Genomic DNA, 14231 nt, shown 5'->3' on the forward strand with positions numbered 1-14231 from the left:
TGAGAATAAGCATGATTAAATAGCATTTTTATTTTAAAAAGAAGAAAAATCGATATTAAATAATCATAAAGAAATACAAAACGAGTAACAAGTCTACACAATGGGCAATATATTACCCAAAAATAAAAAAACAAAGATCACATAAAAATAGCTTTAAAAGGGAGCAAACAAACAAAAACAGATATATATTACCAATTAAAGAGAATAACAAAAACTTAAAAGAATATTTATATCATATAAGTACTTAAAAAAGGATTCTATATCTATGCTTAAAAGAAAATTAATATACATTTATAACACACATCTGAGACATTCCCACCAATCAGCTAACCCGCACAATAGCATCTATACAACACACATTCGGCTGTTTACTTTTATAAATAGATTAATTTGTGTATATTTGCGGAGAACGGAGTATAAACACAGACTCTCTTAATACTTACTTGCTAATCACCAATTGATTAGATTCAATTTCTCCTGGCTCCCCTACCGTTGTTGCCCGGGAATTTAAGTTTTATTCGGGCTAGATCGATCCAGTAAATATTGTTTTTTTGGAACGCCTTAACAAGTAACAGCAGAGTAGAGTTATTTTTTTAACTAAATACGGAAATTTATGGCTAAGTCTCAGGCGACCTTCATGAAGAAGCAACTAGAAAAAAACAGGCAGAAGAAAAAAGAAGATAAAGAGCAACGCAAAGAAGAACGCAAACAAAATTCAGCAGGCGGTGATTTAGAAAGTATGATGGCATACGTAAATGAATTCGGTGAAATTGTATCCACACCTCCTGAAAAGAAATAAATAAAAAAGCCTGATTTATAAATCAGGCTTTTTTATTTATTTGTTGTATGCTGAAACAGATTCAGCATACAACAATCTATTATACTATAAGACTTGAATTAGTTTCTTGGCTGAACTCTCCCAGATTTCCTGTCTTGCCCACGACCGATCAAATATCCGGCACCGGCACCAGCGACTCCACCAATAAGCGCACCTCTACCCTTCTTTTTATCAATAAGTGCTCCACCCAGACCACCAGCTCCAGCTCCAATAACAGTCCCTAACGCTGCACTACTCCATCCTTTCTTTTTCTTTACTGTTGTCGTTGTGGTGTGATGCTCTACCGATTGACCACCTGGAGAAGCCATAGTAGCGGCCGGAGCATTTTCAGCAGCTTTAGCAGAAGCCAGCATTAATACTCTTTTTTCTTCCTGAATTTTAGCAGCCTGTTGTTTTTCAGCAACATCTGCCTTTTTGAAACTATCTAATCTCATGCTGTCCTTGACAGCTTTAATAGTAGCTAATTTAATTGCTTCTTCTTTTTTCGCATTAGAACATGCTGTAAAAGCAAGTGCAATACCTAATACCGCGAACATCTTTTTCATTTGTGTGTGTTTTAGTTAGTAGATCTTTAAGCAGAGAAATAATTACTAAAATTATGCCAAGATTAATTTTCCTGTTACAATTAAAACCAAAAAGGAGTTTATTTATCCATTAAAGGTGAATAACCAGGTTCTTCGGTAGTATTATGAGTATCATCTTCTCCATCCGGATTATGTGAAATCCGGTCGTTATCGTTGTTATAATTAGCCTTACCTGAATTTACAGAAGAGCCATCCGCATCTAATCCTAAATTATCCTTTTCATTATAATCATAATTACCCTTATTCGGTAAGGATGCCAGATCTATACTCCTTTTATTTGTTTTAATCTTATTTGTTTTCAAAACCAATTTTAATCTTTTATATTTTCTAACAACAAAAATCACACACAGTGGTTTTGCTCTATTCATGTAAAACTAGTATAATAAGCAATTAAGATTTTGGATATTAGTATTCAATTGATTATTTTCACAGCGAAATTTATAACAATAATATGCGTACAACAGGAAAAGTTAAATGGTTTAATTCTGCAAAAGGGTTTGGTTTTATAACTCCAGAAGATGGAGGAAAAGATATTTTCGTACATTTTTCTGCGATTGCAGGAGATTCATTCAGAGAATTGAATGAAGGTGACAATGTAGAATTCGAATTAAATGACGGTAAAAAAGGCCCTGAGGCTTCTAATGTAACTGTTCTTTAAGAAATTCGTTAAAATTTAAAAAAGGGGTGATGCAATGCATCACCCCTTTTTTTTATAAACTCTATGTACAGTAAAAATAAAATTGATACTACAGAACGAGAATCAGCAATGGCTCCTTTAAATAACAAAATCAGCATATTAGGTTGTGGATGGTACGGACTTGAACTTGCCAGAGAATTGATAAAAAACGATTATCTGATAAAAGGTTCAACCACAACGCCCGAAAAACTAAATAGTTTACAACAATCAGGAATCATTCCCTATCTCGTGAATTTTAAGGAGGAAGAAGATCAGTTTGATATTGAATTCTTCGATTGTGATCTGTTAATTATTAGTATTCCACCAAAGAGAAGTTCGGCTGAACAACATACATTCTTATCAAAAATTGAGAAAATATCAAAAGCCGCAGCAAGCCGGAATATTCCAAATATCATTTTCATTAGTGCTACTTCGGTATATGGAGATTATAATGAAGAGGTAAATGAACATACTTTACCAAACCCCGAAACAGAATCTGGTAAAGCAATTTTATCTGCCGAATCTGTATTAAAAAACAACCCCCGCTTCACTACAACAATAATCAGATTTGGAGGATTAATAGGACCAGGCAGAGATCCGGGCAGATTCTTCGCCGGAAAGTCAGCAATTCCCAATGGTAAAGCTCCTGTAAATCTGATTCACCTATCAGATTGTATAGGTTTAACATTGAGTATTCTTAAAAAACAAGCTTTTGGTTATACCTATAATGCCTGTACTACTGACCATCCAACCCGTGCTGTCTTTTACACAGCATCATCGTTAAAATCAGGATTTGACAAACCTCAGTTTAACGATGAGCTGCTCAACTGGAAATTAGTAAGCAGTATATATATAGCTGAAAAACTGGGGTATGAGTTCAAAGTAACTTTGAATTCCATAATATTACCATTCCTTAGCTTATAAAGTAATATATTGCAGATCTTTCTATCTTATAAAACTGATCAGCAATCATGGTCAATAAGTATAAATAGCTTGTAAAAGAATAAGAGTTTATCTGGCTTTACATATAAATTGTTTACCTTTTATCAGGTAAATTTCAAACAAGCCTTTAGGTTGCAGGAAAACACACACAGACATGAAATTAACGATTTGGGGAGCAGCGAAACAGGTAACAGGAAGTATGCATCTGCTTCAATCTCATAATTACAGTATACTGATAGATTGCGGACTTGATTATGAAAAAGAGACTTATCAGCAGGAGAACCAGTATTTCCCATTTGACCCATCCACTATCGATGTTGTTATTTTAACACATGCTCATATTGATCATTCCGGAAATTTACCAACGCTTTTAAGAATGGGCTTTAATGGTCAGATATTATGTACACCACCAACTGCAGACCTTACCGAAATATTACTGATGGATTCAGTAAACGTTTTTTTAAGTAAACAGCATAAAAGAACAAGAGGCAAACGCACATCTTCAGGTCCAAAACCATTGTATCTGCATAAACATGTGATGGATACCGTAGATCGTTTTGTCACTATCGCTTTTGATAAAGACTTTACGATAAAAGAAGGTATAACTCTTCGTTTTGTTCCGGTAGGTCACTTATTAGGTGCTGCAGCTGTTGTTTTAAGCATTCACGAAGACGGGCTGGAAAAAAGCATTGCATTTACGGGTGATATCGGACGTAAAAACTATCCGGTTCTCATAGATCCACAGCCAATTCCTCCAGTTGATTATTTAGTTTCAGAATCAACTTATGGGGGCAGACTCCATAGCAAAGACACGACTATTGAACAAAAACTGGTTGAAACCATTAATGAAACCTGTATTAAATTTCCTGGCAGACTGATCATTCCGGCATTTAGTATAGGCAGAACACAGGCACTGGTTTATTCCCTGAATAAAATATTCAGCGAAGGCCTGTTACCTCCTGTGAAAATATTTGTGGACAGCCCCCTGGCAAGTTTTGCGACGGATGTCTACCGTAAACATCATCACTTATTAAATGAAGAATCGCAGGATTTTTATAGCCGTAATGGTGATGAGTTTGAATTTGAAGAACTTTCTTACGTACAGGATAAAAGAGAAAGTCTTTCAGTCTCAAATTATCATGAACCCTGCATTATTATTTCTTCAGCTGGAATGCTTGAAGGCGGAAGAATCCAGGATCATTTATATCATAATATTCAAAATTACTATTGTACTATTTTATTTATCGGCTATTGTGCTAAAGGCACTTTAGGAAACCGACTACTTAGAGGTGATCCTATTGTTCGTTTACGCCATCGTGACCTGATGGTTTTTGCTACGATAAAACAAACTGATTTATTAAGCGGACATGGTGATCATGATGACCTGTTAAATACAGTTAAGCAACAGCAACCTGAAAAACTGAGAAAAGTATTCCTGGTTCATGGCGAAAGCAAAAGCCTGGAGAGCCTGGCAACTGCGGTGACAGAGGCTGGATATTCAGTATGTATACCGGAAAAAGGCGAAGTATTTGAACTCTGATTTCTGTTGAATAAAGTGATTTTGTATCAAATACTATACAGTTTATCGAATTACATCAAGTGTTTATTAAAATATGCCATTCCTTTAAACAACACCATAAAACGCTCATTATCAGTTCATTTTAAACTTAAATCTTCTAAAAGTTCCCGATTGGCAGGATTATTACGTGTTGCCTAATCATTCAGTAGAGAACTGATGATTTAATATCTAACTATAAATAAAGATGAACTCAAGAATTACAAAATCAGCGTTGATACTATCCTTAGTAGGACTATCAACTTCGTTATTCGCTCAGGATATTAATCCTGATACGACTAAACGTTTTGACAAGAAAAATTTCCGCACCTGGTCGATAGGATTAAACGGTGGTATGTTAACTCATTACACGCCTTTCAACAACAGAGCTAATGGTGATTTCAGTACACCACAAGAGAGCTGGGGTTACGGAGGTTACATTAAGAAACAAATTCTTCCTGGATTTGGTATCCAGGCTGACTTCCTTGCTGGTAAAGTAAAAGGTCTAAGAGCTAATAATCCAGATGGTACTACACAAGCTGGTACAAGTTTTACTACTCGTATCGACTGGTCAGCAGCTGTTAGTGGTAACTTTACAATTGCTAACATGAGCTTAAACCAAAAGCGTTCAGTATTATCACCTTATTTAACTGCTGGTGCTGGTTATATGTCATCAAGTGCTAATACCAATGCAGTAGGTGGAACAAGTACAGGTTATGGCGAACATTGGTTCATCCCGGTTGGAGCAGGTTTCAAACTAGGTCTGTCAAAAGGTGTTAATTTAGATTTAGGTTACACAGTTAACTTCATGAAAACCAACAACTTTGATGGTGTAGCTAGTGGTGCAAATGATAAATTCACCTATGCACACGCTGGTATAGAGGTTGCCCTTGGTAAAAGAGGAACTTCTCAATTGCAAAACTACAGCGCAGTTGCAGCAATTCGTGAAGAAAGTGCAGCTGAAAGTGCTGAGTTAAGAAGAGCATTATCTACTTCTGAGCAAAACAGACTGAGAGATCAGGAACAATATGCTAAAGATATGGGTGATGAAGATGGAGACGGTGTAGCTAACAAATTTGATAAATGTCCAGGAACTCCTGCAAACACAGTTGTTGATGGTGCTGGTTGTCCTTTAAAAACACCAAAACAAATTATCAAAGAAAAAGTAATCGTTACCGCTGAAGACCGTAAAGTTGTTGATGAAGCGATCAGAAACTTAGAATTTGATTTAGGTAAATCTACAATCCGTGCTACATCTTATAACACTTTAAACAAAGTTGCTGCGCTATTAGTAGAGAAAAACTTTAGCTTAAAATTAGCAGGTCACACAGATAATACTGGTTCAATGGCTATTAACTTACGTCTTTCTAAAGACAGAGCTGAAGCGATCAAAACTTATTTAGTTTCTCAAGGTGCTAATGCATCTCGTATCGAAGCTACTGGTTACGGTCCAAACCAACCAATTGCATCTAACAAAACTGCTGCTGGTCGTCAGAAAAACAGAAGAGTTGAATTCTCTTTATTTTAATCAGAACAGCATTAATAAATAAAAAAGCAGGTGTCTCCAATGGGCACCTGCTTTTTTTTATACCATTATTTCGGGTCTGGATCACTATAATGAGTCAGCATCACGCTCCGGCCAGTACTCTCCTTTCAATTCCAGTTCTCCGGTTAATTGATCAATAAAAATTGTTAAAGTCATCCTTTCTTTGTTCAAAGTATCTATTGCACTGCAGGCACTAAACTCTTCTAAAACGTATTGTATTTTCAAACGGATAATCTCAGGATTACTGAGATCAATACTATCAGGGACAACTTCTGCCCTGCTTACCTTTTCCCGGGGATGATAGGCCTGGAGCATATAAGCTATCTGATCTGCATCTTTAGCTATTATATGGGTAAGCTGTTCTTTTATAGTCTTATCTTTCAGATTCAATGAAATACTTAAGTCAGATAAAATGGCCAACCCTGAGGAAACTTTTAATTTTACAGATGATTGCATATACTAATTAACGCAAATAAAAAAATGCCCCCAAATCGTATTTAAACCTCAGGGGCATCTCTATATTGTTATTGATTTATACCAGTTCGGCGAGAGCTGCCGCAGTGAATCCTTTTAATTCATCAATACGTTGATCGCGAATTTTTTCCACCCAGGCAGGGTCAGCCAGTAAAGGTCTTCCAACTGCTACCAGATCAAAATCACCTCTATCCATTCTTCTAACCAGTTCATCAAGAGAACTTGGTTGAGAGGCTTCCCCTCTGAACGCTCCCATAAAATCACCATCCAGTCCTACTGATCCAACTGTAATAGTTGCAGCACCGGTTATTTTCTTAGCCCATCCAGCAAAGTTCAAATCAGAACCTTCAAATTCAGGTTCCCAGAAACGACGCTGAGAACAGTGCAGAATATCAACTCCCGCATCAACTATTGGGTTTAGCCAGCTGTCCATTTCTGCCGGATTAGCAGCTAGTTTAAATGTATAATCCACAGGTTTCCATTGAGACAAACGCAGGATAACTGCAAAATCATCACCAACTTGTCTGCGTACTTCTTTGACTACCTCAACGGCAAAACGACTACGTTCTGCCAATGTTTTACCTCCATAATTATCCGTACGATGATTTAACTGATCCCAGAAAAACTGGTCAATCAGATAACCATGAGCTCCATGTATTTCTACAGTATCAAAGCCTAATTTTTTTGCATCAGCAGCAGCACGGCCATAGGATAAAATAGCATCTGCAATATCACTTTCGGTCATTGCTTTTCCTTTTGGCTCTCCGGGATTTACAAAACCTGAAGGTCCTTCAAATTCTGCAGAAGGTAACCAACCGGATTTATGATCGGCTTGTATACCCATATGCCAGATTTGCGGGCCCATCTGTCCACCTGCAGTATGCACATCTTTAATTACTTTATTCCAGCCAGCAAGTGCCTGTTCTCCATGAAAGTGTGGAATACTTGGATCATTTGCAGAAGAAAGTCTGTCAATCACAGTACCTTCTGATAAAATCAGTCCCACATCACCTGCTGCTCTTTTGCGGTAATAATCTGCGACATCAGCAGTTGGTATACCATTCGGTGAAAACGCCCGTGTCATTGGCGCCATCACAAATCTATTTTTCATGTTCAATGTTTTCAGCTTAAAGGGCTGGAACAAACTTTCTGTATTCATAGCTATTTAATTTATATTGAATTCTCTATTAATTGTCTGATTTCGAGACAAGCTGCCTCATTTCTTTTATAATAGGTCCACTGCCCGATACGGGTTGATTCTATTAATCCGGTACGCTGGAGAATAGATAAATATTCAGAGATTGTTGATTGAGTCAGCTGTGCTTTATGCTGTATCTGACCTACACAAACACCTACCTCCCGAACATCTCTGTCTTGCGGAAGAAAATGTAGTTCGGGTTCTTTAAGCCATTGCAAAATCATTAATCTTGTCTTATTTGATAGTGCTTTAAATATTTCTACCTGATCCATGAAACAAATGTATATCGGAATTTCCCGATATACCAATTAAAACAACAGAATTGACACAGGACTGATGCTCAGACAAATAAATGACAATAAAAAAGGCTTAACCACCCCTATTCTGAGTAATTAAGCCTTTATATTAATCCGGAAATCAAATACCGGATCGTTATATAATAATTATACGCATTGCCATACTGTATCAACAAACCACTTCTTGTGATCAAAGAAATGAGTTACAGTTTTAAATCCAGATACTTTTGCAATATTTTCTGTTTCTTCGACACTATATTTTTGAGAAATCTCCATATAAATAACCTCGTTTTCCAGAAATTGAAATGTTTGATCAGCGATATTGACTTTCTGATTAGTTTTACTCACCAGGTAACTTTTGCAGGCACCAGTTATCGGATCATAGTTCGGATAATGTTCAAATTGTGAGATATCAAAATCTCCGCCTAACTCATCATTTATCCGGTGTAACAAATTCAGATTAAAATCCCGTGTAAATCCGGCAGCATCATTATATGCAGCAAGAATTGTATGCGGATTCTTTTTCAGATCAAAACCAATCAGGACTAAATCTCCTTCCTGTAAAGAAGCCCGGATTTTACGGCAAAACTCAATTGCACTTTCCGGGGTCTCGTTACCAATGTTACCACCTAGCATTAAAACAACCTTTTTCCTGGAAGAGATACGATTCGCCTTTTCAAGCATATCAAAATACTCACCATTTAAGCCCTGTACCTTAAGGCCTTTAATTTTTTCCGGCAAAGACTGTTCTAAATGAGCAATCATTGCAGAAGAAATATCAATTGGCATATAAGTAAAATCAACGTTTGTATCTACCAGTTCTTTGAGCAGATAGCTTGATTTTGTCGCATCACCTGCGCCCAGTTCTACCAGGTCAAAGGTGTTAAATCCGTTTTTCAAGGCTATAGCCAGATCCTTAAATCTTTCTCTGAAAATCTCCTTTTCACAGTTGGTAGGATAATATTCCGGGCAATTCATAATCTCCTGAAAAAGTTTATCTCCTTTACCGTCGTAAAAATACTTGGCATTTAAAGTCTTCTGTGGTTGACTCAGGTCTTGTAAAACCTCTTTTAGAAATTGATCCATATGATTATTTTGCAAGCCTGATACCGCTAAACATCCAGCGCATATCAGGGTGAAAGAAATTCCTGTAAGTATTTCTGCTATGATTTAAAGGTGTAGCAACTGATGCTCCACGCAATACTTTCTGATTAACCATAAATTTACCATTATATTCCCCCAGGGCTCCGGCAGCTTTAGAAAATCCCGGATAAGGGAGGTATGCACTTTCAGTCCACTCCCACAACTTACCCCATTCAAACAACGAAGAAGCGACCTCCCACTCAAATTCAGTGGGCAGGCGCATTCCTTTCCACTGTGCATAGGCAGCTGCTTCATAATAACTGATATTAGAAACCGGCGAATTCATTTTTAAGGCTTCAAGCCCGGATAAGCTATAGCGATGCCATTCTCCGTTAATCTCATACCAATATAAAGGTGCAGTAATATGCTTTTCGCACACCCAATCCCAGCCCTGGGCATGCCATACGCTAAAGTCCAGGTACCCTCCGGCCCTGATAAATTCCAGATATTCAGCATTACTGACCAGCCGGGTTGCAATACTGAAATTCTGGATATAGACTTTATGCCTGCCCAGTTCATTATCAAAATGGAAAGTGTTTCCCTGATATCCTACTTCATATACGCCTTCACTAAAATCAGCCCATCCTTCAGCAGTGAGTGTAAGTCCATTTTCTATATTATCTGCATCATAAGCAGGAAAAAGAGGGTTATGCCCTAAGATATATTTGATATCATACCATAACAATTCCTGATGCTGCTGTTCATGATTTAAACCCAGTATAATCAGTTCTTCTACCTCTTTGCTCACACCGCATAACAGGAATTTCTCCATGGCTTCATCCACATAAGCACGGTAATGAAAAATATCATCTACAGTTGGACGACTCAGATTTCCTCTGTCTGTACGGATAACTCTTGCCCCCACACTTTCATAATAACTGTTAAAAACATAGTTATAATCAGCATTAAACAACTGGTAGGCAACAGCATGAGGAACTAAAATAAAGGTTTCAAAAAACCATGTAGTATGACCCAGATGCCACTTTGGCGGACTGACTTCTTCCACCGGTTGCACCACGTAGTCTTCTTTTTGCAGTTTATCGCATATTTGTACACTATGCGACCTCACTGCGGAGTATTGCTCCCAAAGTGACATATTAATTTTGGTTTATATGGTTGGTTAAGTTTGTTATAGTTTCAATCTGCAAACTCTGTGCCTGTTCTCTCCTCATCATCAATGCATAGGCATTATTAAAACCTATAGGTTTAAGCCACTTCATATTAAATTGTTGTTTAAATTCATTACTTACATAATGATAAACACCATCAACATCTCCGGTCAGCTTGTTTATGGTTTTTGCGTCTGGTTTTAACAACACCAGAAAACCTGTTCCTGTATACTCAGGATAAAAATCTATCTGGTTATTATTCAGTGCATCAAAACATATTTTTGTACCACCTAATCCGGTTTTAGTAATAACATTCAAATTGGTATTACCCCTAATCAGTATTTTATATAGTTGAGTCAGTATGTATTGTTCTCCGAATATTTTAGATCCTATCCTGATTGTTCCTTTCCCTGCTGCTCTGGCAGGTTTATACAAATGATGAGCTTTAGCGAAATCCAGAGCTACTTTTTCGGGAGTTTCTTTAAGCTGGTCCACCTGATAATTGAGAGCGGTCATTGTGGAATCATTAATATAGCCCGACAGCAGATTTAATACACCTTCCAGTTCAGGATGCTCATCAAGGGTTTCCTGTCGAATTACAGGAGCTGCATAATAAGGTGGAAAAATGTGTTTATCATCTTTCAGAATAACCAGATCATAAGCTTTCAGTCTACCATCTGTACTGTAACCACTGATTACATCCAGTTTCTTCTCAAAAGCAGCCTTGTACATCACAGCATCGCTGATGACAACTGTCTCTATACCCAGCTTATATATCTTTTTCAAACCCAGATAACCATCTTCCCGGCCCATAAACTCTGGCGTAAAGCCACCTAACATCCGTCCGCCTATCTGAGTCGGCAGTAAATAAAAAGAGCATAATGTGATTAAAACAAAAGGCATTACCAGATAAGCAAGGCGGATACTCTTGAGGTTGATTTTTTGCACCAGCGACAACAGGAAGTCAAATAAAATAGCTAATAATGCTGCAGGAATAGCTCCTGCAAGAATCATATTAGAATTATTTAAAGCTATACCGCCAAATATAAACTCACCTAAACCACCCGCAGCAATATAGGCGGCTAAAGTTGCTACCCCTACATTGATTACCGTTGCCGTGCGGATACCAGCCATTAATACCGGAAACGCCAGGGGCAATTCCACTTTCATCAGGATTTGCCACCTGCTCATCCCCATTCCTTTGGCAGCCTCAACTACTGCAGGATTTACTTCCATAATACCGGTATATGTATTTCTGATGATAGGTAACAGCGCATAAAGAAAAAGTGCTAAAATTGCCGGTTTGGGGCCGATTCCCAGAAAAGGAATCAGAACTCCAAGCAAAGCGATACTTGGAATGGTTTGTAAAATACCGGCAAAGCCCAATATTATACCCGAGAGTTTTGGCTTTCTTGTGATAAGAATCCCTACGGGAACAGCAATCAGAATAGCAATAACCAGCGAAATCAGGGTAAGACCTATATGTGCCCAGGTCTGACTCCATAGCTTGTCAGACTGCTGAACTATAAATTGCCAGAAACTTTGTGCCTGCTCCATATTATCCTTTTTTATAAGCTGAAAAAGCACTCATCAGGCCTTCTATATCTACTGAATTATCCGGAACACTTTCATTATTCAACCTGTTTTCACCAGAGTGTCCCTCATGAAGAAGCTGTTCCATTCTTTCCCAGACGGTAATGTTACGATCTGAATAACCTGGTAATAACTCAGCAACCAATACCGATTTCAGTTCCAGCTGCAAACGCTGCTCTTTAAAGAAATCCGCCACAAAATCACTTGCAGGATGAAAAAGCAGCTCTTCAGGGGTTCCGATCTGTTTAATTTCGCCCTTGTCCATCAGACAAATCCGGTCTCCCATTTCAAAAGCCTCCTGTACATCGTGCGTCACCATAATTACCGTCTTTTTGACCAGTTCATCCAATGCTTTAAACTCTTTACGGATACTGATTCTTGTCAGGTTGTCTAATGCACCAAAAGGCTCATCCATCAATAAAACAGGAGGATTTACCATCAGTGATCTGGCCAGACCAACCCGTTGCTGCTGTCCCCCGCTCAATGCTGCAGGATACTGACCAGCTAAAGCAGGGTCAAGGTTTAATTTATGAAAAAGTTCTTCTGCTCTTTTTCTTGTATCAGCCTTGTTCCATTTTAATAACTGCGGCACAATAGCAATATTTTCGGCTACTGTATAATGTGGAAAAAGGCCATGACTCTGCAGCACATAACCTATTCCACGTCTTAGCTCTTCAGGCTGACGGGTCCGTACATCAATACCATCAATAAAAACAGTACCAGAATCAGGCTCTATCAGTCTGTTAATCATCCGTAACGTTGTAGTCTTACCGCAGCCGCTTGTCCCCAGTAAAATCAGATTTTCACCCTCTTTTACCTCAAAGCTTATATCGTTAACTGCTATTGAAGAACCAAATTTCCTGATCAGGTTTTCTGCTTTAATCATTTAAGCGATTGACATAAATAAATTGTTCAGTGACTCAGCATATAAAGGATGTGCAAAAATCGCAAATCTAATCTCCTCATAGGTGATTTTACCCATCATTGCCATTTGCAGAACAGACATAATTTCACCACCCTGCTCACCTATAATCGTTGCACCCAGAATCTGTTTGCTTTTTTTGTCCACCACAGCTTTCATAAAACCTCTGGTTTCTGCCGTCTCAATTGCTCTGGCGACATTCTTCATCGGAATTTTAGCAACCAGATAATCTAATCCTTTTTCTCTGGCCTGTGTTTCAGTAATACCAATCCTGCCCAACTGGGGATCAGTAAACATGCAATAAGGTATCATACGGTCTTTAATGCTCATTTTACTGTCTTCCAGAAGATTTTTAGCCACTACAATATAATCATTATAGGAGATATGCGTAAAAGCCGGGCCACCTTTTACATCACCCAGTGCGTATACCTGTGCCGCATTGGTTTCAAGAAATTCATTTACCTGAATAAATCCACGCTGATCACAGGTTACATCTGTATTTTCCAATCCTAAAGTGTCCGTTTGCGGACTTCTTCCGGACGCGATTAATACATGACTGCATGTAACTGTTGTATTTTTTCCATTCTGCGTTATAGTTACCTTAATTTTATCATTAGCCCCGGTTTCAAACTTCAGGACGCTGGCTTCGGTCAGCACCTCAATACCATCATCCTTAAAAATACCGCTCATAACCTCACAAACATCATTATCCTCTTTTGGCATCAGTTGTGAAGATTGCTCCAGAATAGTAACAGCAGAGCCGAAACGTTTAAACATCTGTCCAAATTCAAGACCAATATACCCCCCGCCAACAATCAGCAGATGTTCAGGAACCTCTTTAAGTTCGAGAATCGTGGTGGAAGTCAGATATTTGATTGCTTTTATACCTTCTATTTCAGGAATCCGCGGGCTTGCCCCGGTGTTAATAAAAATATGTTTAGCAGTATAATTTTCAATTACTCCATCCTTTGTATTCACAGCAACAGTATGATCATCCTTAAATTTAGCTTCCCCGTAAATCAGCGTAAGATTTCTGGTCTTTTCAATTCCGGCAATGGAGCCTTCACGGAATTGCGCTACAATAGCCGATTTGCGAGCCATAACAGCTTCAAAGTTCAGGCTATAGCCTGGAATATCAACACCGAGAATTTTGCTGTTACCAGCCAGATAAGCCATTCTTGCAGAAGCTACCATAGCTTTAGTTGGTGTACATCCATCATTGATACAGGTTCCACCAACCAGTCTTTTTTCTATCAATGCGGTTTTCCAGCCTGCATTAGCCAGCTTTTTAGCCAGCGGCACACCTGCCTGACCTGCACCGATTACAATTGCGTCAAATTCTTTCATTAGCAGAA

At 38.2% G+C, this 14231-nt stretch carries 15 protein-coding genes; 5 read left to right on the forward strand and 10 right to left on the reverse strand.

The window, feature by feature from the left end; all coding sequences use genetic code 11:
- Nucleotides 1–613 precede the first annotated feature (613 nt).
- On the forward strand, nt 614–799 hold the full coding sequence (locus PL_RS06160) for a hypothetical protein (protein ID WP_041887383.1): 186 nt from the start codon (nt 614–616) through the stop codon (nt 797–799).
- Nucleotides 800–897: 98 nt separating this feature from the next.
- Here the strand turns inward: PL_RS06160 and PL_RS06165 are convergent, their stop codons facing one another.
- Together PL_RS06165 and PL_RS06170 are read right to left on the reverse strand one after the other, a co-directional pair.
- The gene (locus tag PL_RS06165) at nt 898–1383 is read right to left on the reverse strand and encodes a YMGG-like glycine zipper-containing protein (RefSeq protein ID WP_041886989.1); all 486 of its coding nucleotides are present in this window, start codon (nt 1381–1383) and stop codon (nt 898–900) included.
- Between the two features lie 98 nt (nt 1384–1481).
- Nucleotides 1482–1724, reverse strand: coding sequence for a hypothetical protein (locus tag PL_RS06170; RefSeq protein ID WP_152620403.1), 243 nt, complete (start codon nt 1722–1724; stop codon nt 1482–1484).
- A gap of 149 nt (nt 1725–1873) precedes the next feature.
- Here PL_RS06170 and PL_RS06175 point away from each other — a divergent pair, with 149 nt between their 5' ends.
- From PL_RS06175 to PL_RS06190, 4 genes are all read left to right on the forward strand, one after another.
- Entirely contained in the window at nt 1874–2080 is a 207-nt protein-coding gene (locus PL_RS06175) for a cold-shock protein (RefSeq protein ID WP_037438206.1), read from the forward strand.
- Nucleotides 2081–2143: 63 nt separating this feature from the next.
- Nucleotides 2144–3022, forward strand: coding sequence for an SDR family NAD(P)-dependent oxidoreductase (locus tag PL_RS06180; protein WP_235324728.1), 879 nt, complete (start codon nt 2144–2146; stop codon nt 3020–3022).
- Between the two features lie 172 nt (nt 3023–3194).
- Nucleotides 3195–4580 carry an MBL fold metallo-hydrolase gene (locus PL_RS06185; RefSeq protein WP_041886994.1) on the forward strand — a complete coding sequence of 462 codons (1386 nt, stop codon included), beginning with the start codon at nt 3195–3197 and terminating at the stop codon, nt 4578–4580.
- 223 nt (nt 4581–4803) lie between these two features.
- Complete coding sequence (locus tag PL_RS06190) at nt 4804–6123, forward strand: OmpA family protein (RefSeq protein WP_041886995.1); 1320 nt, start codon at nt 4804–4806, stop codon at nt 6121–6123.
- A gap of 84 nt (nt 6124–6207) precedes the next feature.
- On the opposite strand, the gene PL_RS06195 is transcribed toward PL_RS06190, so the two are convergent.
- From PL_RS06195 to lpdA, 8 genes are all read right to left on the reverse strand, one after another.
- Nucleotides 6208–6597, reverse strand: a complete 390-nt coding sequence (locus tag PL_RS06195) for a hypothetical protein (RefSeq protein ID WP_041886997.1) — start codon at nt 6595–6597, stop codon at nt 6208–6210.
- A 76-nt stretch (nt 6598–6673) separates the two neighbouring features.
- Complete coding sequence (locus tag PL_RS06200; RefSeq protein ID WP_041886998.1) at nt 6674–7774, reverse strand: NADH:flavin oxidoreductase; 1101 nt, start codon at nt 7772–7774, stop codon at nt 6674–6676.
- An 11-nt stretch (nt 7775–7785) separates the two neighbouring features.
- Entirely contained in the window at nt 7786–8085 is a 300-nt protein-coding gene (locus PL_RS06205) for an ArsR/SmtB family transcription factor (RefSeq protein WP_041886999.1), read from the reverse strand.
- Nucleotides 8086–8256: 171 nt separating this feature from the next.
- Complete coding sequence (locus PL_RS06210) at nt 8257–9195, reverse strand: L-histidine N(alpha)-methyltransferase (protein WP_052496630.1); 939 nt, start codon at nt 9193–9195, stop codon at nt 8257–8259.
- A gap of 4 nt (nt 9196–9199) precedes the next feature.
- On the reverse strand, nt 9200–10348 hold the full coding sequence (gene egtB, locus PL_RS06215) for an ergothioneine biosynthesis protein EgtB (RefSeq protein WP_041887002.1): 1149 nt from the start codon (nt 10346–10348) through the stop codon (nt 9200–9202).
- A gap of 1 nt (nt 10349) precedes the next feature.
- Complete coding sequence (locus PL_RS06220; protein WP_041887003.1) at nt 10350–11918, reverse strand: ABC transporter permease/substrate-binding protein; 1569 nt, start codon at nt 11916–11918, stop codon at nt 10350–10352.
- Between the two features lies 1 nt (nt 11919).
- Nucleotides 11920–12840 (reverse strand): ABC transporter ATP-binding protein, encoded by a 921-nt coding sequence (locus tag PL_RS06225; RefSeq protein WP_041887005.1) that lies wholly within the window; start codon nt 12838–12840, stop codon nt 11920–11922.
- Nucleotides 12841–14223, reverse strand: a complete 1383-nt coding sequence (gene lpdA / locus PL_RS06230; protein ID WP_041887006.1) for a dihydrolipoyl dehydrogenase — start codon at nt 14221–14223, stop codon at nt 12841–12843.
- Nucleotides 14224–14231: the final 8 nt, after the last annotated feature.

It is taken from the genome of Pedobacter lusitanus (genome assembly GCF_040026395.1).
Taxonomy (GTDB): domain Bacteria; phylum Bacteroidota; class Bacteroidia; order Sphingobacteriales; family Sphingobacteriaceae; genus Pedobacter; species Pedobacter lusitanus.

Excerpts from the sequence above, each read along its gene's own strand:
- PL_RS06160 (WP_041887383.1), top strand. The coding sequence starts at position 614 with ATGGCTAAGTCTCAGGCGACCTTCATGAAGAAGCAACTAGAAAAAAAC.
- PL_RS06165 (WP_041886989.1), bottom strand. The coding sequence starts at position 1,383 with ATGAAAAAGATGTTCGCGGTATTAGGTATTGCACTTGCTTTTACAGCA.
- PL_RS06175 (WP_037438206.1), top strand. The coding sequence starts at position 1,874 with ATGCGTACAACAGGAAAAGTTAAATGGTTTAATTCTGCAAAAGGGTTT.
- PL_RS06180 (WP_235324728.1), top strand. The coding sequence starts at position 2,144 with ATGTACAGTAAAAATAAAATTGATACTACAGAACGAGAATCAGCAATG.
- PL_RS06185 (WP_041886994.1), top strand. The coding sequence starts at position 3,195 with ATGAAATTAACGATTTGGGGAGCAGCGAAACAGGTAACAGGAAGTATG.
- PL_RS06190 (WP_041886995.1), top strand. The coding sequence starts at position 4,804 with ATGAACTCAAGAATTACAAAATCAGCGTTGATACTATCCTTAGTAGGA.
- PL_RS06195 (WP_041886997.1), bottom strand. The coding sequence starts at position 6,597 with ATGCAATCATCTGTAAAATTAAAAGTTTCCTCAGGGTTGGCCATTTTA.
- PL_RS06200 (WP_041886998.1), bottom strand. The coding sequence starts at position 7,774 with ATGAATACAGAAAGTTTGTTCCAGCCCTTTAAGCTGAAAACATTGAAC.
- PL_RS06205 (WP_041886999.1), bottom strand. The coding sequence starts at position 8,085 with ATGGATCAGGTAGAAATATTTAAAGCACTATCAAATAAGACAAGATTA.
- PL_RS06210 (WP_052496630.1), bottom strand. The coding sequence starts at position 9,195 with ATGGATCAATTTCTAAAAGAGGTTTTACAAGACCTGAGTCAACCACAG.
- egtB (WP_041887002.1), bottom strand. The coding sequence starts at position 10,348 with ATGTCACTTTGGGAGCAATACTCCGCAGTGAGGTCGCATAGTGTACAA.
- PL_RS06220 (WP_041887003.1), bottom strand. The coding sequence starts at position 11,918 with ATGGAGCAGGCACAAAGTTTCTGGCAATTTATAGTTCAGCAGTCTGAC.
- PL_RS06225 (WP_041887005.1), bottom strand. The coding sequence starts at position 12,840 with ATGATTAAAGCAGAAAACCTGATCAGGAAATTTGGTTCTTCAATAGCA.
- lpdA (WP_041887006.1), bottom strand. The coding sequence starts at position 14,223 with ATGAAAGAATTTGACGCAATTGTAATCGGTGCAGGTCAGGCAGGTGTG.